General features: G+C 38.4%; 15 protein-coding genes. 2 read left to right on the top strand and 13 right to left on the bottom strand.

Going from position 1 to position 20,296, the window contains the following annotated elements:
- Positions 1 to 101: 101 nt before the first annotated feature.
- From GKO22_RS05350 to GKO22_RS05405, 12 genes are all read right to left on the bottom strand, one after another.
- Entirely contained in the window at positions 102 to 977 is an 876-nt protein-coding gene (locus tag GKO22_RS05350; RefSeq protein WP_166333064.1) for an AraC family transcriptional regulator, read from the bottom strand.
- A gap of 146 nt (positions 978 to 1,123) precedes the next feature.
- Positions 1,124 to 1,981: an alpha/beta hydrolase gene (locus GKO22_RS05355; RefSeq protein ID WP_166333065.1), complete on the bottom strand. Its 858-nt coding sequence runs from the start codon at positions 1,979 to 1,981 to the stop codon at positions 1,124 to 1,126.
- Between the two features lie 78 nt (positions 1,982 to 2,059).
- Positions 2,060 to 4,480, bottom strand: a complete 2,421-nt coding sequence (locus GKO22_RS05360) for a sugar-binding domain-containing protein (protein WP_166333066.1) — start codon at positions 4,478 to 4,480, stop codon at positions 2,060 to 2,062.
- Between the two features lie 408 nt (positions 4,481 to 4,888).
- Positions 4,889 to 6,025: an NADH-dependent flavin oxidoreductase gene (locus tag GKO22_RS05365; protein WP_166333067.1), complete on the bottom strand. Its 1,137-nt coding sequence runs from the start codon at positions 6,023 to 6,025 to the stop codon at positions 4,889 to 4,891.
- Positions 6,026 to 6,051: 26 nt separating this feature from the next.
- Positions 6,052 to 6,795 (bottom strand): SDR family oxidoreductase, encoded by a 744-nt coding sequence (locus tag GKO22_RS05370; protein ID WP_166333068.1) that lies wholly within the window; start codon positions 6,793 to 6,795, stop codon positions 6,052 to 6,054.
- A gap of 4 nt (positions 6,796 to 6,799) precedes the next feature.
- A complete protein-coding gene (locus tag GKO22_RS05375) occupies positions 6,800 to 7,111 on the bottom strand; it encodes a putative quinol monooxygenase (protein ID WP_166333069.1) in 312 nt (103 codons plus the stop codon).
- 18 nt (positions 7,112 to 7,129) lie between these two features.
- Positions 7,130 to 8,200, bottom strand: a complete 1,071-nt coding sequence (locus GKO22_RS05380; RefSeq protein ID WP_166333070.1) for an NADH:flavin oxidoreductase/NADH oxidase — start codon at positions 8,198 to 8,200, stop codon at positions 7,130 to 7,132.
- Positions 8,201 to 8,280: 80 nt separating this feature from the next.
- On the bottom strand, positions 8,281 to 8,667 hold the full coding sequence (locus GKO22_RS05385) for a nuclear transport factor 2 family protein (RefSeq protein WP_166333071.1): 387 nt from the start codon (positions 8,665 to 8,667) through the stop codon (positions 8,281 to 8,283).
- A 7-nt stretch (positions 8,668 to 8,674) separates the two neighbouring features.
- Complete coding sequence (locus tag GKO22_RS05390) at positions 8,675 to 8,908, bottom strand: nuclear transport factor 2 family protein (protein ID WP_166333072.1); 234 nt, start codon at positions 8,906 to 8,908, stop codon at positions 8,675 to 8,677.
- Entirely contained in the window at positions 8,887 to 9,219 is a 333-nt protein-coding gene (locus tag GKO22_RS05395; RefSeq protein WP_166333073.1) for a hypothetical protein, read from the bottom strand. The genes GKO22_RS05390 and GKO22_RS05395 overlap by 22 nt, the downstream gene beginning before the upstream one ends.
- 274 nt (positions 9,220 to 9,493) lie before the next feature.
- Positions 9,494 to 10,129 carry an SDR family oxidoreductase gene (locus tag GKO22_RS05400; RefSeq protein WP_166333074.1) on the bottom strand — a complete coding sequence of 212 codons (636 nt, stop codon included), beginning with the start codon at positions 10,127 to 10,129 and terminating at the stop codon, positions 9,494 to 9,496.
- 18 nt (positions 10,130 to 10,147) lie between these two features.
- Positions 10,148 to 11,011, bottom strand: a complete 864-nt coding sequence (locus GKO22_RS05405) for a helix-turn-helix domain-containing protein (RefSeq protein ID WP_166333075.1) — start codon at positions 11,009 to 11,011, stop codon at positions 10,148 to 10,150.
- 530 nt (positions 11,012 to 11,541) lie between these two features.
- On the opposite strand from GKO22_RS05405, the gene GKO22_RS05410 reads away from it, so the two are divergent.
- Together GKO22_RS05410 and galA are read left to right on the top strand one after the other, a co-directional pair.
- On the top strand, positions 11,542 to 15,618 hold the full coding sequence (locus GKO22_RS05410) for a hybrid sensor histidine kinase/response regulator transcription factor (protein ID WP_262886474.1): 4,077 nt from the start codon (positions 11,542 to 11,544) through the stop codon (positions 15,616 to 15,618).
- A 135-nt stretch (positions 15,619 to 15,753) separates the two neighbouring features.
- Entirely contained in the window at positions 15,754 to 18,639 is a 2,886-nt protein-coding gene (gene galA, locus GKO22_RS05415; protein ID WP_166333077.1) for a beta-galactosidase GalA, read from the top strand.
- Positions 18,640 to 19,113: 474 nt separating this feature from the next.
- Here the strand turns inward: galA and GKO22_RS05420 are convergent, their stop codons facing one another.
- Positions 19,114 to 20,109, bottom strand: coding sequence for a glycosyl hydrolase (locus tag GKO22_RS05420; protein ID WP_166333078.1), 996 nt, complete (start codon positions 20,107 to 20,109; stop codon positions 19,114 to 19,116).
- Positions 20,110 to 20,296 lie beyond the last annotated feature (187 nt).

Genomic DNA, 20,296 nt, shown 5'->3' on the forward strand with positions numbered 1-20,296 from the left:
AACAAAGTGTTGACAATAAAAAGATAAAACACCTATTTTCTGTATTCATCACGTTTGTTTATATTGGGTAAAGAGAAAGCTATACAGCTTTTTTCAAGATATTAAATATACAATCTACTTCCGATGTATTCTTTTCGGAACTCTTTTGGCGTACATTGTTTTTTCTTTTTAAAAAGCCTGTTAAAATTTGAAATGTTATTGAAACCGCATTGATAGCAAATCTCTGCAATAGAGTGAGTTGTTTCAATCAACATGCGCGTAGCATGGACTAGTCGAATGTCATTAAGACTGTCGATAAAAGAGATTCCCGTTCTCTTTTTTAAAAATCTGCTGAATGATACTTCGTGCATACTTACTACATTAGCCACATCATTTAGTGTGATGGGTTGTCTGAAATTAGCGTGCATAAATTCATATGCCTTATCTACGCGCCGGCTTTTATACGTAGCAATCTGCTCAGGGGTGCTCGGTGATTCCAACAATATTCTTTGAGATATGGAAATGGAGAGTTCATGTAGGATACTCATCAACTCAAGTACAGCATCAAATCCCTGAGCCTTTTTTATATTTAAAATCCTTGGGTAAATCCTTTCAATCGTTTCTTTAGAAAAAAGTATTCCCCGCATGGATAGTTCAAACATCTTTCGCATGAAAGCCAGCTGATGCTTATATAAAAAGCTTTTATCAAACAGATTCGCATGCCACTGGATAGTCACTTCAGTGATTTTACTGCGCCTGCAAGCATGTTTCGTCCATACATGTGAAACGTTGGGACCAACTAATACGAGCTCAAGATCGGTGATCTCTTCCATATGTTCACCGACAATGCGCCGGGCACCTTGGGCACCTAAAATTAAATTTAACTCGTACTCTGGATGAAAATGCAACGGAAAGTCAAACTCATTTTTTTCTCTATGAAAAATAGTGAAGCAATCATTCTGTGTCAGAGGAATTACTTCTTTGATGATTTTAGTCATGCCGTAACTACTTATTGATTGGCGAAAGGAAAATTTAGGCTTTTTAGATCGTATCTACTTTTTGCAAAAGCAAAAAATGCATCATCATTTTTATTTAACCGAGAGAAATTACATCCAGGATTTCTGCAAAGGATAGTTTACAAAGATCAATTTACCGTATTTTTAGAATCGGGGTCTGAAATACCGGCCTTATCTGCAAGTTGCAGAAAATTCCACATGGCAGGTCTCCATACACCACCACTGTGCCCCTGTCCTTTAGCAACCCATGAGTGATGAGGAATACCTATGCTATTACAAAAATCAACGGTCGCCTGATTAGAGATAATAAACCCATCATAATCGTGCTCAGCCCATGAAATAAATAAACACTTTAATTTCTCTTTGGCATCACTACCATCATCAGGGAATAATATGGCATCTTCTAACTTATTTGGCGCTGCTGAAGATGGACTGATGTAATGAAAGTAATCTAAATTGTTAAGACCAACATTAAATGCATATCCACCACCTAATGAGTAACCAAAAATTCCTCGATGTTCCGCATCTGCATAAGTAGCATAATTGGAATCGATATAAGCTATTGCATCGATGATGGTCATATCCTGTACATTACTGTTTCTGCCATTGTACTGATCATCTACCGCGACAATGATCACACCTTGAGATATCTTTCTTTCACCAATTAAATTATCACTGATAATCCCCGCTTTCACCCAATCTCCATTGAATACGTGGATCGCACTATCACCTAAGCCCTGATAACAGTATATAACACCATATTTTTTATCCTTGCTATAGTACGGTGGTGTGTACACTACCATATCAACGTTTTTACCAGCGACCGAGGAGTAGAAGTTTACTGATTCCACTTTACCTGCCGGGTACCGATTTGGTTTATCATAAGAACCGTTATCAGGCCCATCATTAGGCATCGTAGGAACGGTCTTCGCGTTTAAACTGGATGAAATGAATAAAGCCAGTAAAAATTTATAAAATGTATTCATGGTATCTGCTTAAATAGGTAGATAAATTCTAATTCCCTTGGAATTCTAAACGCATTGATATATAATCTCGATCATTGATTAATTCACCATAATCTCGACTTGGACATCAGGTAAACCTTTGCTTTTAGCAGTAAGGATAATCGTTCCCTTTTGTGATCCCGATTGTACAATCGCTAAGCATTTGCCTAAATATGCTTTTGTACTTTTTTCTTTATAACTGACATGGCTTTTGTCATCGCCATTTCCCGTTGCGTTCAATGTTCCTGCACCAGTTACTTCAAACTCAATCGTATTATCAGCAAAGGGTACAGGCACATTGTTTTCATCCAAAAGATAGGTTTTAACGTAAGATAAATCTTGTTGATTTGCTTTAAGCAACTCTCTATCAGCTACCAGTTGAATCTTTGCAGGTTTCCCGGCTGTTTGTACTTTAAAAGTTTTCTTCTCACCGTTTGGCAATGTGCCTATAGCTTCCAACACTCCTTTTTCATAAGGCACATTCCAGATCAGAAATGCATGTTTATTTAGATCCCAATGTTGTGACCCCAAGGATTTATCATTCAGCTTTAGTTCCACATCAGGCATATTGGTATACACGTGAACAGCCAATGAATCACCTGCCGAATTGTGATTCCAGTGCGGTAAAACTTTTGGCCAGTTCCAAAATGAACTATTTGACCAATCTTTCGCTGAAGAGTCTGTTTCAACGGCGAGATACACCACGGGTTCCTCCGTCCACAATGCTTTTCTAAAATAGTATGATGGCTTTTCAAACCCACAGATATCTACTAAGCCGCTAGTAGCTCCTTTTGATGGCCACCATGGCCACACCAAATCGGTATCACATTTTTTGATTACTTCGCCAATTCCACCTTCACCGATATAGTCAAAACCCGTCCAAATAAATTCTCCTGCAATATAATCGTCCTTTAATGTAGACAACCATTGTTCGTAAGATCTCATCTGCCAGCAATCCCCAGCATGGTAAGGATACATCACCGTTTCCGACCCATAAATCACTCTATTAGGGAAATTCTTGTGATCTTGTTCGTACATCGATTCTTGATAATTATAGCCCACTAACTCCAACAAGTCTCCCATGCCACTTGAATTTATACCTGGTATACCATCAGCACCAATGGTAAACGGACGGCTTGTATCGTACTTCTTGGCAGCAGAAAGAATTAGCTTAGCTATTTCTGGGCCCTTGATCGAATCCCATTGTTCGGGCACTTCATTTCCAATACTCCAAGCTACAACCGAAGCGTGGTTACGATCCCGCTTTATCCAGTTTCTGACATCTCTTTCATACCATTCATAGAAATGTGGTGCATAGCCATGCACTGTCTTGCCCTTTACCCACTCATCAAATATTTCATTAATAACTACGAAGCCCATCCTGTCGGCAGCTTGAAGCAATTCCGGAGCTGGAGGATTATGACTCATCCGAAGCGCATTACAGCCCATTTCTTTCAGAATAGTCAATTGCCTTTCATGTGTATAATCTAAGGTAGCCGCTCCAATCGGACCACCATCATGGTGGTTATTTGTACCCTTAAGTTTTACATGTTCACCATTCAGGAAAAACCCTTTATTGGGATCAAATTCAAACGTTCGGATACCAAATGGTGTATTATAGCTGTCCATTATTTTTCCATCCACATGGATATCAACATGTACCTGATATAAATGAGGATCATCAATAGACCACAAGTTGGGTTTGTTAACGATCAACTGCTGGGTTATTTTTAGAGAATCACTAGCTTGGATGGTAAAATCCGAACTTTTAGTGCTTGTTTTTTGTCCATTAGAATCTATCAAATAAGTATTGATCTTACCTTTTTTTATCCCTTCAAATTTGTTGACGACCTCTAAATCAAGACTTAATTCAGCACGCTCTTTGCTTGCTTTACTGGTTTTGACAAATACACCCCATTCATCAAAATGCACTTTATCACTCGTTAATAACCACACATGTCTGTAAATACCAGCACCGGTATACCACCGCGAATTCATTTGCTCAGTAGTATTTGCTTTCACGGCAATGACATTTTCTTGACCAGAAGGATTAAGATAAGGAGTAATATCATAATGGAAAGACGAGTAGCCATATGGTCTTAATCCAAGATAATGACCATTAATCCACACCTCGCTATTTCGGTAAACACCATCAAACAGAATAGATACGATTTTATTCTTCGTTGATTTTTCTAATGTGAAATGCTTACGATACCAACCGATTCCACCATAAGCGAAACCTCCACCGCTATTACTCGTATTTGTTGAGTCAAAAGGGTGTTCAATACTGAAGTCATGCGGAAGATTTAATGATCGCCAATTAGCATCATTAAAGTCTACTTCACTTGCCTGGGGAAAATCTCCAAGGGCAAACTTCCAATCGAAGTCAAATAATTGCCGATTAGGATTTTGCGGAACTTTAAATGATGAAAATGATGTCCATAATAGAAAAAGTATAAACCATAGCTGTCTCGTTCTCATTCCTTAATAAAATCTAAAAGTTTTAAATAAATAGTTTTCCTAAATTCACCAATAATGTGGCTCATTACCATATACATCTCCTATCACATAGCTTCAGCTTCCTTTTGCAGCATTGCTTCTGCACAATGGTTTGCAGACACCATATTTATAAAATAAAAAATGGCTATAAAGATGAAGTAGAATAAATAGGTTTATCTATATCAAAAGAACACTGTTTAGCACAGCATTCTCTATGATACAATAGTAGTAAAAGGGCACAAAATATACTTATCATCTTTTAAGGAAAACATATCATTTTGGGGATTTAAAACCAATAAATTCACTTCTAGGCATTTTTGGGAGTTATTTGCGAGAAGTTTACCTCATGTAATAATGCAGAGCGCAAAGAATGGGACTTTTCGTAATTAATCAATCACCAATTGCCACCCAACCTGTCAATGTCATGAATATTTTCATTAATTTTTCAGGAATTTTCTTCTGCGCTACTGTATCTAGCGTAAGAATGGACTTGATTTTATTCGCTTCTCCACGCTCAACTAATTCTACCCAATTCGGATTGATAATCAATGTTCTTCCAATCGCGACCATAGATATTCCCGAGTCTATAACATCAACAGCCTTTCCAGGAGTTGTTACACCGCCAGCAACGAGTACAGGAACTCTATTGTTAATGTAATTATTTAATACAATAGAGATCGGCTTTTCTGAAAATCTGGAATCAATTGGTTTTTGATGGACAGCATCCATCAGTGAGAAATGTAAGTAGTCTATTTCCGCTTCAATCAACTTATCAACCAGAACAAAAGTATCTTGAAGTCCATACGAGTTTTGCGGAAATTCTTCTGGAGAAATTCTGTAACCGATTAAAAAAGGTCTGGCAGCATATTTTAAAGCCACTTCCTTTACTTCTTTTAAAATTTCCAGACTAAGACGTAAGCGATTATCCAGCGTACCGCCCCATTGATCGGTCCTTTTATTAAAAAATGGAGATATAAAATTCTGAATCAGAAATCCATGAGCTCCATGAATTTCAACGCCGTCAAATCCAGCTTCAATTGCTCTTTTTGTAGTTTTACCAAATGCTTTAATGATGTCACGAATTTCATTTTCATTCAATTCCTTTGCAAGATTTTCTTTATCAGATAGTAAAATAGGTCCACTTGAAACCGCGCTCGAACTTACCACTTCACCATTTGGAATAAGGCCAGAAATTGCCTTATTCCCCGCATGAAACATTTGCAAAATTGCTGGCGCACCACCGCTCTTGGTTGCATTCGCTAACTTTTTCAAACTAGGAAGAAAAGCATCGTCATAAGCTGCAAATTCGTGTGTAAAACCTATTCCATTTTGTGTAACGTGCGTACATCCTGTAATCACCAATCCGACGCCATTTACTCTTTTTTGATAATATTCGACTTCTTCATCAGAAACAGTAAAATCATCATTAGATGCCCATGTAGTCATTGGCGACATCACTATTCTATTTTTCAAACTTATTCCGTTACTAAATGACAACGAAGTAAATAGGCTATTGTATGTATTCATTTTTAAAAATCGTTGGTTTACCAGTATTACAAGTTTTGTGAGGTTGGGCTAACAACGATGTCACTGACGTTCACATTCGCTGGCTGATCAAAAGCAAATAAAACTGCATTTGCAATATCATCCGATTCAATGGCTTGTTTATTCAATTCTGATGCAATCTCTGCACCCTCTTTATTTGTTACCTTATCTGCCCAACCCGTATTGATTAGTCCCGGGCTGATCAGACTGATTTTAATTCCTCTGTGAACAGACACTTCCTTTCTCAAACTTTCAGTGATTGCCCTAACAAAGAATTTAGTGCCATGGTAAACACCAGCACCTACACCTATGTTGATCCCCGCTACAGAACCCATATTGAGAATATGACCTGATTTCTGCTCCAACAGTTTTGGAAGCACAGCTGCAATAGCATTTAAATAGCCTTTTACATTCGTATCAATCATGGCATTCCATTCATCAATTGCAAGGTCTTTCCATTGCGAAAACAGCATCAATCCTGCATTGTTAACTAAGTTATCTAGCCTGCCGAACTTTTGAATGGTAAATTCTACCATACCTTTCATCTGTTGAATATCTGTCACGTCGGCAATATAGATTTCTGCACTACCACCCTGTTGCTCAATTTGCTGCTTTACTGTTTCTATTTTATCATCAGACCTAGACACTAAGACGATTTTACTTCCAGCTTTGGCTAATTTTAATGCCGCTGCGGCACCAATACCAGAAGATGCTCCAGTAATGATGGTTACAGATTCATTTAACTTTCTCATATTTCTAAATTCTAAACGTTTGTAGATGTTCTAGTAAATTATTTTGATTTATAAATGATGGGGTGCTCCTGTAGTTTATCAAATGAGTCGAAAACTCTTTAGAATAAGCCTGCAGATTGTGGAACTCCAAGCCTTCTAAACTTTTCCATTGTTCATTTAGAATGAAAGTGTTTTCATCATCTATACTTTGATGAACATCATATTCGATACAAGCATCCTCTTTCTTGGATAATTCTGGAAGACGGTATAAAAGAGTTTGAATCTCTTGTCGATGTGATGGCTTAGCCTTCACAATAACCGTTAAAAATATTGACATATAAATGTATTTTTAGTATTAAAATGCAACCTCATAAGGTTTTGGAACGGGGATTTCAGAACGTAGTTGTTTTGCGGCCTCTAACGGAAAATAAGGGTTTCGTAAAAGTTCACGACCGATAAAAATAAGATCTGCATCTGCATTAACCAAAATAGTTTCTGCTTGATGTGCACTAGTAATCATACCAACAGTACCCACCAATAATTGATCTTTAAGCTCACGCTTAATTGTGCTGGCAAAAGGTAATTGATATCCTGAACCGACTTTTATTTTAGCATCCGAAACCGTACCGCCAGATGAGACATCAATAATATCAATTCCTTTTTCAGACAACTTTTTGCTTAACCATAGTGTATCTTCCATGTTCCATCCTTCCTGTACCCAGTCTATAGCTGAAATACGAACGGCAATAGGAAGTGTGGAAGGCCACACTCGTTTTACTTTATCAATAATTTCGAACAGAAATCTTGCTCGGTTTTCTCTACTACCACCATAATGATCAGTTCTTTTGTTAGGAATAGGCGATAAAAATTCGTTGATCAAATAACCATGAGCACTGTGGATCTCAATCAATTCGAAACCAGCAATTACAGCTCTTCTTGCAGCATCTACAAAAGCTTGTTGCACATTCTCGATATCCTGTATCGTCATTTCGCGTGGCGTTTGCATGTCAGAAGAAAATGCAATAGGAGATGGCGCGATGATTTCCCATCCATTTTCATCACTAGGGAACAAGGGATGGCTCTCACCTCCAGAAACCCACATACTGCCTTTTCTACCAGCGTGGGCCAATTGAAGAGCAGGAACACTGCCAGCGAGTTTTATCGATGAGGCCAACTTAGTTAACATTTCAATGTGTTCATCTTTCCAGATTCCCAAATCTCCGACGCCAATACGTCCATCAGCACGTACTGCAGTTGCTTCCAGCATAACCATTCCAGCGCCACCCATTGCCCTAGAGCCGTAATGAATCAAGTGCCAATCACTTGCAATCCCATCTTGTGCCATATACATACACATTGGCGATGTGATAATCCGGTTTTTCAGTGTTACAGATTTAACAGTCAACGGACTAAATAATTTTGACATTATGTGTTTTTTTAAGACGTAAAGTTCCGCTGGAAGCAAAATATGCTTCCAGAGTAAAACTTTAACGAGATGATTAATGATTACTTGGTATAAAGGTGGAATAGCTTTGCAACTACTTTCCACTCGCCATTGATCTTGATTAATGAGTGGTAATCTGTGAAATCCTCATCAGCCGCATCATGCTCCATTTCTATCCGCACAATTGCTGTGGTGGGAGTCTTATGCAAAACCGTTAGGTTGGTTTTAATATTTGGAGCTGCTCCAAATTTTTCGACATAAGAATACAAATTGTCTATACTACCTTGTGATAAGTCATCACCTAAGTGACCATACATGATAGCATCTTGATGAAAGGTTTTTTTTAAATCAGCGACATTTCCTGTTTTTAATCCATTAACGTAACCTTCCATAGCTTTCAAGACATCTTCATAATCTTGAACAGTATTAATATTTTTATTTATTGACATTGCTGTATTATTTAATTTGATAAATTTTGCTCACTATTTTCCAGTCCTTACCATCTTTTAACAGAGTAAACATATCTGCAAACTTGTCTGGTCCAAACTGAGATTCGATCCTCACTATAGCAGCATTACCTTCAACATCTATTTGAGTAAGTTCGTAATTATCTTCCATCGGTTCGCTTGCTGAAAACCCATCAAATAATACTTGAATGGGGACACTTTTTAACACTTCATCTTCAGACAAGACATTGTTGCAGTTGAGGCGAATGCCGGCTTAGCAATATTTCCATCTCCTTTTCTTCCTGCTTCAACATACAAATCTATTGCCTTCAGGATTTCTTGTTTTTGTTCTTGATTATTTTGCATAACTTCTATTTTATTATTTTTTCCACTTTTATTTTCACAAGAAACGAGCATTCCGCCAACTGTAAACACAGAAAATATGATTACCACTGGCAGTGAAGCAAATGTCTTGTTTGAAATTCTACCGATACCTCTAATAGCTGAATATCCCAGACGGGGATAATTGTTTTCGATTCTATAATCCTTTAGCATGACTGTACCTCGTATTTGATTAAATATTTGAAATATTAAATTGCTAATCATCAACTTGATAACTAAGCTAATTTATACTACAAAGATACAGCAACAGGAAAGTTTATATTTTTCTAAATAGACCAAATAATTTGACTATTTAGTTCTTTTTATTCTAGCCGGGGAGGCAATTATTTGATAAGCGAATGCTCACAATAAGTATTCGCTATCTACTCATTAGCATTAATTGAAAGATTTAACAGCATGCGTAGCATATAAATCCAAAGACGAAATATTATCCGATTTGAAGAATCGCTTGCTCGATTAAAGTGTCGCCATCATGCATTAAAATCACCTTACCAATGGTAGAATCATGCGCTAATATGGCTACTAACATATCTACCACATTTGCAATCGAATTAGACCCAGCATGGGTAACGTTTGTCTCTACTTTACCGCTTCCAGACTCATCTTTAAGAGCGCCTGGTTGCAGGATTGTATATGCCAAATCAGACTGCGTAGTAAGATACAGATCTGCATAGTGTTTGGCGATATTATAATTGGTTATCTCGCCAAGGAAAGACTCATTCCAGCGCTCTGGCTGCAAGGCAAACACCGAACTTAGCATAATATACCGTTTAACACCAGCTTTTTCTGCAGCTTGCATGGATTTTATAGCTCCATGCAATTCTATTTCTAAAAGATTTTTCCCCCGCGAACCTGAAACAAAATAAACGGCATCAATGCCATGCATAGTTTCTGTCAAGGTATTAACGTCACTAAGTAAATCCAAGTAGACATGTTCTACATTGTCTAAACTATTTGCTAAGTCTGGATTTCTTGACCCTGCTACAACCTGATATTGGGATACTAATTTTTTAACTAACAATGAGCCAACTCGACCGTTCGCTCCGATCACTAATACTTTCATAATGTTATATTTATTTGTTTAAGTACGAAACACTGTTGGTGCCTGACCATGAAACACTTTAAAAATTCTTGAAAAATGTGAGACATTCTCAAAGCCTAATGAGTAACAAATCTCGGCAACAGAAAGCGATGTCGTTTGCAACATGTCCTTTGCTTTTTCTAGCCTCTTTTCTCTAATCCACGTAGCTGGCGAGACGTTGTAAATATTTTGAAAGTCACGTTTAAAACTTGATAAACTTCTGCCAGAAAGATAAGCGAGTTCAGCAAGAGAAACCGGTGAAGCGTAGTGTTTTTCTACTACATTACGAACATCACTTTTAACAGGCTCGTGCAACTGGAGAATTTGTAAAAACATATTTCGATTACATTCGGCGACATCATAGAGCAATTCCATAATCTTAAGACGAAGCTGCCCTGGATGTACTACAGAATGATCAAAGAAATACGGTTTCATAGAATGAGCAAATGCTACCAAGCACTCATTCATAGGATAAACACCTGCTTTTATTTCTCCCTCAGGTCTTGAAATCTTGATTTCAGATGTAGATAAAAATGACTTAAGAAGATCATCTTTAATACTAAACATTAAACTATCGTAGATATTGTCATTATCAGTATTTCCGAATTTATGATACTTTACTGCGGTAGCCTTTTTCAGCAAGATGATCTCGTTCTTTCTAACCGTATAATGCTGTTTTCCATAAGTCAATATTACCCAACCTTCTAATACGATCAACAGTAAATGTTGTTCAAGAAACATTGTCCCTTTTACCTCCGTGCTGTGTATACACTGCTCTATTACTGAACAACCATCTAATACCAATGAGTTTTGTGGAGCATCTCCGCCAATCAAAGATGTCGGAACCTTAATCATTTTTTTCATCGCCCGTCTACAATTTTTATCAAATCCCTATACTGATCAACAAAACATCTTACTTGCCACTATTTTACAGTATATAAACACTCCATGACAACTATGCTTCCATATTAAAAAGTAAATGAATGTTAATGCAAATATAGAACGCTTTACACCATTTCATTGTTCTTATTAGTTCAATTAATTTTTCTAATCAGCTCAAGATGTTGTCATTCTCTCAAACCCAAATGTCATTTGACCAATTCTACACTTACACTTTGGCAGATCTTAGTAGCTGTCAATTCAAAAAAATCAAATCAATAGCTACTAGAGCTCCAGATTTTTGGAAACGCAGAGCCCTTAAAATCCAACATAAAGTACTATGTCCAAAAAATGTAAGTAGATATATATTGAGAAGAAATATTGGTTTGTTAGGACATCTTTTTATATTTAACCTTGTTTGAAAATTAGTTAGCTACTAGGAGTTGAACTCTCTAGGGCCAAAGCTAATCAATAAGCAATCACTACCATAATCTCTAAATTGAACACCCAACCCTATGCAGGCCAGTACTTACATAAAGTTTATTATACTACTGTGTTTTTGGCTGCCGCCATCGGGAGGCTATGCTCAATCAACTCAAATAAGTCAGGTGCAATTTACTCGGATCTCTACACAGAATGGTCTTTCTCAGAGTACGGTTAATAGCATTGTAAAGGACAAAACTGGATATATGTGGTTCGGCACAAATGATGGACTAAATAGGTACGATGGTTATAAATTTAAAATTTACAGAAATTCTTCTAGCGATTCCTCTTCTCTATCCTACAATCATGTCAAAACTTTATTTGTAGATAGCAAGGGATCATTATGGGCAGGCACCCTAGGTGGTGGACTAGTGCGATACGATGATCAAAAGGATGCTTTTGATCGGTATGACATTGGTTTGATCCAGCGAATCTTTGAAGACAGTCAACATAGAATATGGGTTGGTACATTCGATGGCTTATTCATCATTGACCAAAGCACATATCAAGCAAAAAGAGCGGAAAAATATGATCGCAAATACAAAATTCTAGAAGGTAAAAATATAACGGCTATTGCGGAAGATAGTAGCAATGGTTTATGGGTCGGCACCATGAATGGACTATTTTATTTCCATGGTGATCGGAGCAACGTAAATCAATTTTTCATAGGCCGAAAAGATGCAGTAACTTCTAGTTCCGAAATTGCAGATATCGCAATTGATCAGAATGGAATACTTTGGGCTGGTTCAAAAGAAGGACTATACAAGTATGAAGATTCACGCGGAGAGTTCTCTGCTGCTTCATTTTATAAGAATGGACGAGCTAAACCTTTAAAATCGGTCATAAATTCTTTAACATGTGACTCACAGCATACGATATGGATAGGAACGGATGATGGATTAGGTCGCTACGACTCAAAGCAAAAGCACTATGATGTCTGGAAAAGTGATGTACACAATAATCAATCTTTGAGCAGAAACTCTGTAAATACGGTATATGCAGATAGCAACATGGTTTGGGTAGGCACCGCGCTAGGTGGGATAAGTAAATACAATAAAAACGCCCCATTTTATAGTCACTACGGGATAATTCATCCAAATAACCAACAAGCAAACACCAACGTTGTCACCTCATTTTCAGAATATAGTCATCAAGAAGTATACGTCGGAACGGACGGAGGAGGGCTGTTTGGTTGGAACTCCCAGACAAACACCTTTAAGCCAATTCTGCCGCGATCTATGGAAGAGAATGGTTTAGGAAAATCTGTTTTATGTTTACTTAAAAGTAGAGATGCAGAAAAGTTATGGATTGGCACTTATGCAGATGGACTTTTTGAGTTTAACTTAAAAAACAACACGCTTAAAAGATTGTACTTCAATAGTGAGCTTGCTCTGAGCAATACTATTTATGCCATCGTAGAAGACCAAAATTCAAATATCTGGATTGGCACGAATGGTAGTGGCGTGCATGTACTTCAGGCAAATGGACGAGCAGTTTTACACTTAAATCGAGAAAGTCCAAACACCCTATCCAACAACTACATCCGAGCTTTGACAGAGGACAAGAGTGGAAACATTTGGATAGGTAGCTACGGTGGAATTGACATCTATAATCCCTCGAAGAATCAATTTGTGGCACTTCCACCCAAAGCATCGCAGCTTAAAAAGCATCTTGCCAGCTCGATTTTTGAAGATTCGGCAAATAGGATTTGGATTGGTACGCACGGAGCCGGATTATTTATTTATGAGGCTACTGGCAAAGATATGCTGCACGTAGATGAAAAGCATGGCCTAAGCAATAATAATGTAAACCACATTGTCGCAGACAAATTGGGTTTCGTATGGGTGAGCACATCAAGCGGATTAAACAAGTTCTCCGCAAACCAATCTTCTTTGAAGGCGCTGATTAAAAACGATATACTGTCAAGCAGTGAATTCACTTTAGGAGCAGGTTTGATGCGAGAAAATGGTGATATGTTATTCGGCAGCACGAATGGTTTCAACGTCTTTAACCCAGCAACCTTCACAAACACTCGTAGCGTTACGCCGATAGTAATTACCGATTTTAGTGTGCCGACAAGATCAGCTAAGACGGAGCTCATGAGTTCCTTCCATACTGCCTTGAAGAAGGGAAAGATAAATTTGGACTATACACAGTCTGTTTTCACTATCGAGTTTGCCGCTCTCAACTATACATCTAATGACAAAAACAACTATGCTTATATGCTTTCGGGTGTGGATAGAGACTGGCAATACACCACAGATGAACGAAGAGTAACCTACAACAATCTGAGACCTGGCGAATATGTATTTAAAGTGAAGGCTGCAAATCATGATAATACATGGAACAATGAAAGCGCTACTCTGCAAATCATCATTCGTCCTCCTTTTTGGAAAACATATTGGGCTTATCTATTTTATCTTATACTAATTTCCACCGTAGTCTACTGGATAATTGGAGAGTTGAAAAAACGAGCAAATCTTAAAAAGGAATTATTACTCCAAAAGGTACACGCTGAAAAAACGGAAGAAATGAACCAGTTAAAAATGGCCTTTTTTACCAATGTATCTCATGAGTTAAGAACGCCACTCACGCTAATTATTGATCCTGTACGCAGAATTTCTGATAGAGATCTTAGTGGCAGTCAAATTAAATCTCTAGCTGCCATAGCATATAAGAATGCTTCACAGATGATTACTTTGGTTAACCAACTCTTGGATTTCAGAAAATTTCAAGGAAAGAGCAACCTAGAGATCACTTCAGTTGCTATAGAACACTTTGTACGAGAAATAATCTTGGTATTCAGCGAGCAAGTCGCGCAAAGGAAACTTGTTGTTGAGCTCCTTTTTGATCTAGAATTTACAGAAGTGGATATCGATCGTGATAAGTTTCAAAAAATACTGACCAATCTAATAGCTAATGCTGTTAAATTCACTCCCGATGCTGGCATAATCACCCTCAGCACTTCTACTTTTACTAGTGATGATAACGAAAGGCTACTAGAAATTCGCATAGCAGATAGTGGTCCTGGTATCCCTATCAATTATAAAAACAGCATATTCCAGATGTTCTTTCAAATTAAGGGTATCCCGCGATTTGATATGCATTCCAGCGGTATTGGCCTTGCCATAGTCAGGGAATTAGTGGAGATTCATGGTGGCATTATATCAGAAGAAGGTGAAGCAGGAAAAGGAGCACTATTTGTTGTAAAGATTCCGGTAACAAAACCATCTTTATCGGTCACCAGCGACAATGCTTTGACAAACCAGACCTCCACTGCGGCATTCACGCCAGCAGAAACTAAAATTGCACTGGACCCCACCGTATTCGATGATGACATAACCATACTAGTGGTCGAGGACAATGCTGAATTAAGAGCATATATTTCGGAACAACTCAAAGACTATTATCATGTGGAACAAGCAGAAAATGGACAGCAGGGGTATGAAAAGGCAACTTTGTCCATCCCGAACGTCATAGTTAGCGATGTGATGATGAACGGAGGAGATGGATTGGCCTTGTGTAGTAAAATAAAAAGTAATGAGAAAACATCCCATATCCCCGTAATTCTTCTAACGGCAAAAGATGCCGACGAGGGCAAAATATTGGGATATAAAAGTGGTGCAGATGCCTACATTCCAAAACCGTTTAACTCTGATTTACTCATAACGCGCATCAAGAACCTTCTTCAGTCAAGACGAATGCTCAGTGAGCTGTACAGGGAACGCGGAGCCAACGACACATCGCAGCAAGAGCAAATATCTAAAATTGACGAAGAATTTCTTCAAAAAGCAACCGCTATTATTCGTGAAAACCTTTTAGAATCTAGCTTTGATGTAGCAACATTTTCGGATCTACTAGATATGAACAGGCGACAGTTGACCAGGAAACTAAAGGCTTTGATCGAACAAACTCCACAGGAGTTTATCATACACATCCGTTTAAAAACAGCCATCAAATTGATGCTCGAACACGATATGAATATTTCACAGGCTGCATTTCATGTGGGGTTCGCTGAACCCGCTAATTTCAGTAGATCATTCAGCAAGGTGTATGGAAAAAGTCCGAAGAATTATATAAAGGATCAATACGGCAAATCTACGTTATAAGCAAATTACAATTTTGCGATATTGCCGTGCAGAATAAAAAATGGGAATAATGATAAGTGTTTGAACAAAAATGATAAGTCGAAAAAGGGATTGATAAGTAATATTGCGATCTACCCAATCACTAAATTTTTTAATATGAATAAACAACTAATCAATCTATCAATCAACTTATTTATTAGCCTATTACTGACTTGTAGTACGTTAGCTGCACAAGAATCAAACACAGCCCTAAGACAGCGTATTCTCCTAGACAAAGATTGGCGCTTTGCATTCGGCCATCCATATGACACAGATCGTGATTTTGAGCATGCTACCAGTTATTTTTCTTATTTAGCCAAAGCTGTATATGGTGATGGCGCGGCATCAGCAAAATTCGACGATAGGTCGTGGCGCCAACTTGATTTACCACATGATTGGGCAGTAGAGCAAGATTTTAGTGAGAAGGCTAGTTTTAGTCACGGGTTTAAAGCGATTGGCCTGCAATTTCCTGAAGCAACTATCGGATGGTACCGCAAAAGCTTTACGATTCCTGAAGCTGACCTTGGTCGTCAAATCAGTCTAGACTTCGATGGTGTGTTTAGAAACTCAGCGGTATGGGTAAATGGGCACTATTTGGGGACAGAAGCCAGCGGTTATAACAGCTTCAATTATGATATTACCGACGTTCTAAATTATGGTGGCGATAATACAATCGCCGTAAGAGTTGATGTAGGTATGGAAGAGGGGTGGTTTTATGAAGGTGCGGGTATTTATCGTCATGTCTGGCTTTCAAAAACAGATCCAATACACGTGGCTAAAGATGGCACCTTCGTTAGTACTGATATCAACTTAGAAAACAACAGCGCTACGGTAAACGTGAAGACCGAATTGGTGAATACACTTCATAAAGAACAAACAATCTCTGTAGTCCACACCTTGGTAGATGCGCTAGGAAAAACGATAGTAACTAGTAGGAAAGACGATGTAAGAATCAAGCCTTTTCATCCTGAACCAGTAGATGTTAACTTCCCCGTAGAAAACATAACATTATGGGATCTAGATACACCATACCTGTATAAACTTGTCACCACCGTGTGGGCGAATGATAAACAGACGGATCATTACGAAACCACCTTTGGATTTAGAACGATACGCTTCGATGCCAAAAATGGTTTTTTCTTAAACGAAAAGAATATAAAACTAAAAGGCACAAATAATCACCAAGATCATGCAGGAGTAGGTGCTGCCATGCCTGATGAGCTTCAATACTATAGAATTAAGGCACTAAAGGATTTCGGATCTAATGCGTATCGTGCTTCACATAACCCACCAACACCTGAGTTATTAGAAGCATGTGACCGATTGGGTATGTTAGTCATTGACGAAAATAGACTATTAGCAAGCTCACAACCATTACTTGCCAACCTCACAAAAATGATTAAGAGAGATCGTAATCACCCTAGCATTATACTCTGGTCAGTAGGTAACGAAGAGTGGGGCATTGAAAATAATGTTACAGGAAGCCGTCTTGCCACTACACTTCAAGCTGTAGCAAAGAGTCTTGATCCTACCAGACCGACTACTGCCGGTGTGAGCGGAGGATTTAAAAGCGGTATTTCTGATGTTTTGGAGGTAATGGGCTACAACTATATAGCCAATGGGGATATAGACGATCATGTTCGACGGTTTCCAAATCAACCAGGCCTAGGAAGTGAAGAGGGCTCTACTTTTGCCACACGTGGTATCTATCAAACTGACGCACAAAAACACTACATCGCCGCTTACGACGCCAAACCTAGGCCATCTTTCTATAGCATAGAGGAGGGATGGAAGTTCTATTCGAGTCGACCACATCTCGCTGGCATGTTTATTTGGACCGGGTTTGACTATCGCGGTGAACCAACTCCTCATGGCTGGCCTAGCGTCACCTCTTACTTCGGTATGATGGATCTATGTGGTTTCCCAAAAGACAATGTTTATTATCTGAAATCATGGTGGACGCAAACCCCTACCTTACATATTTTGCCTCACTGGAATTGGCAGGGTAAAGAAGGCGAAGATGTAGATGTATGGGTATACAGCAATTGCGATGAAGTCGAATTGTTTTTGAATAAGAAATCGCTAGGAAGACAAACAATGGAGGTAAACTCACATTTAGAGTGGAAAGTAAAATATGCTGCTGGAACATTGCAGGCCATTGGCTATAAAGATGGTAAAGAGGTGATGCATGAGCAGGTAAAGACGACTGGAAAACCGGTAGCCATTAAATTGCAGGGGCATCAGGAATCTATTAGAGCCAATGACGAGGATATCCTGATGGTGAGGGTTTCTGCACAAGATATTGGCAAATTAGATGTACCTACTGCTGATAATGAAATTAGCTTTACACTCGAGGGGCCCGCTCGGATTATTGGCGTAGGAAATGGAGATCCTACTTCCTTGGAAAAAGAGCGTTTCGTAGAGGACATCCAGACAGTTAAGATTAACAATTTAAAAGAAAAAGAGCTAAATACACTTGCTGAAGGAAGATCACTGCTGCGCACAGATGGTTCATCGTGGAAAAATGCTTTTGTTAGTCGTGATTATAAAAATCTTGCTAAAGCTTATATTCATAGAGGTACATTTGAATTGCCTGTTGATCTAAAAAGTCAGCGTCTCACATTGTTCTTCAATAGTATTGGTAAAGAACAGTCGATATTCATTAACGGAACTCAGGTCGATGTGACTTTAAACGACGATAAAACCGCGTTTGCGATCGCTTTGAATAATAGCGTAGTGAAAGCAGGCGAGAATCAAATTGATATTATAGCTAAACCATTGACAAAACAAAACGATTGGGATTCTGTAAACATGGATCCAGGGGTAATTCAGTTGTTTGGTGAAGCAGGTCAGTGGAAAAGAAAGTTGTTTAGCGGACTTGCTCAAATCATTATACAAGCAACTGGGCAGCCAGGCATAATAACTTTATCGGCAAGTTCACCGAGCTTAGAAACTGGAAAATTGACCATTAATTCTACCGAAGCGACGATTCGAAAAAAATAATCCGATCATTACTTTGATCTATAGATACACAAGCACCTGCGCGAGGTTATTGCAGTTGTATTAATAAAAGCTCTTCCCAAAGCACAACAGCTTAGCGGAAGAGCTTTTTTCATTAGCTCTATTATAATAGCGTGCTCTACCCTGCGCATCGTAAATCAAATAAAACCTTAAAAATTACATTTACAGAAATAATTATCCCCCTAAGGCATAGTTGGTGAACCCATTTTACCAACGATTCAAGACGAAAGCGTCACTACTCTGAATGCAAGATGACATACCAAACTAAAGTTAAAAACCTACACTTGGTATCTGCGCTGTAATCCACAAAAAACATCCACCAACAATTGCTGGTGGATGCAAACTACTAAACATGAAGCTGCCAATTACCGTATCAAATAATGTAATACATTAACTGAGCAGCCCCGACCTAAAAAAAGTAGAGGATCCTACCCCCTACAAACAAAACACTATCTATTACATTTTATCGTTTCCATACACCTTTACAATATCTGGCAATTCATCTTTAGTAATGATAAGGTCATGCCAATAAACTTCCTTAAGATAAGCCTTATCGGTATTAGTCAAATGATCCGTATGCCATTGCATCCACCAGGACCACATAGCCCCCTCGCGTATACAAGCTTCTGGATTAGGTGGAGTACCGCATTCGTGATACACAACCGGAACGCCTGGGTTTACTACCTTTTTTGCATTTTTGTACATCTCGGTTTGTGGACTATCTCCAACGTTATAAATATCTGCACCTGCAAGATCTACATACTGCTTACCAGGATGCCATTTAGGATCAGAATCTTCCGTGTAGCATAATACCCATATGAGATTATCTAGTTTACGTGTCTCCGTAAAATAGGTATACATGGCTATCCAAAGCTTTTTAAATTGTTCTGGTCCCCCTTTACTCCACCAAAACCAGTGACCATTGAGTTCATGAAATGGACGCCAAAGTATAGGGACATTTGCATCACGTAACTGTTCTAGTAAGTCAGCCTTTTCTTTTAATTCTGACCAAAATATTTCGTACTCCTTTGTACCTTTCTCAAAACACCTTTCAATGTCAATCTTCATTTTACTACTTTCGTACCCCTCTCCCAAACCAGGCGCCCCCATGTGCCACATGATGGTTGAAATGCCACCAGAGTTCCACCAATCTAGCGCACCTTTCACTTCTGAAGGGTTGTCGATATCGTTGATAAAATCAAAACCGTTAATCGCAGGCTGCTTACCTGTTACCTCTTGAATATAATTGATCTCATTTATTCCCCAGCTTGAACTCATTTGACCCGAAAGAATCTTTTTACCAGATTGATCCACCAAATAATTAAATAGGGCAACAGCTTCTTTGGAAGCTTTCGGGTTAGACAAAGATTGCGCCTTAGTCATTGCTGGCAATGACACCGCGTAGAGAAATACTACGATAAGTGATTTGAAATTCATGTATATATTAGTCACTAAATAGTTAATTTACTGTGTAATCATTTTTTGGTGGTGAATATATAATGGTGTTTACTTAATCGAGAACTAAGCCAACTATACGGCTGACGTAATTCCATTAAAATAAAATCCAATGATATAAATGGTGTGCCTATAAACGCTTTAAGAGACACACCAAATTATATCACCTTAGCACAGCTATCAC

The sequence above is a fragment of the Sphingobacterium chungjuense genome (genome assembly GCF_011316935.1).
In the GTDB taxonomy this organism is placed as follows: Bacteria; Bacteroidota; Bacteroidia; order Sphingobacteriales; family Sphingobacteriaceae; genus Sphingobacterium; species Sphingobacterium chungjuense.

Coding starts and splice junctions, on each gene's coding strand:
- GKO22_RS05350 (WP_166333064.1), bottom strand. CDS start 977: ATGACTAAAATCATCAAAGAAGTAATTCCTCTGACACAGAATGATTGC.
- GKO22_RS05355 (WP_166333065.1), bottom strand. CDS start 1,981: ATGAATACATTTTATAAATTTTTACTGGCTTTATTCATTTCATCCAGT.
- GKO22_RS05360 (WP_166333066.1), bottom strand. CDS start 4,480: ATGAGAACGAGACAGCTATGGTTTATACTTTTTCTATTATGGACATCA.
- GKO22_RS05365 (WP_166333067.1), bottom strand. CDS start 6,025: ATGAATACATACAATAGCCTATTTACTTCGTTGTCATTTAGTAACGGA.
- GKO22_RS05370 (WP_166333068.1), bottom strand. CDS start 6,795: ATGAGAAAGTTAAATGAATCTGTAACCATCATTACTGGAGCATCTTCT.
- GKO22_RS05375 (WP_166333069.1), bottom strand. CDS start 7,111: ATGTCAATATTTTTAACGGTTATTGTGAAGGCTAAGCCATCACATCGA.
- GKO22_RS05380 (WP_166333070.1), bottom strand. CDS start 8,200: ATGTCAAAATTATTTAGTCCGTTGACTGTTAAATCTGTAACACTGAAA.
- GKO22_RS05385 (WP_166333071.1), bottom strand. CDS start 8,667: ATGTCAATAAATAAAAATATTAATACTGTTCAAGATTATGAAGATGTC.
- GKO22_RS05395 (WP_166333073.1), bottom strand. CDS start 9,219: ATGCTAAAGGATTATAGAATCGAAAACAATTATCCCCGTCTGGGATAT.
- GKO22_RS05400 (WP_166333074.1), bottom strand. CDS start 10,129: ATGAAAGTATTAGTGATCGGAGCGAACGGTCGAGTTGGCTCATTGTTA.
- GKO22_RS05405 (WP_166333075.1), bottom strand. CDS start 11,011: ATGAAAAAAATGATTAAGGTTCCGACATCTTTGATTGGCGGAGATGCT.
- GKO22_RS05410 (WP_262886474.1), top strand. CDS start 11,542: ATGCAGGCCAGTACTTACATAAAGTTTATTATACTACTGTGTTTTTGG.
- galA (WP_166333077.1), top strand. CDS start 15,754: ATGAATAAACAACTAATCAATCTATCAATCAACTTATTTATTAGCCTA.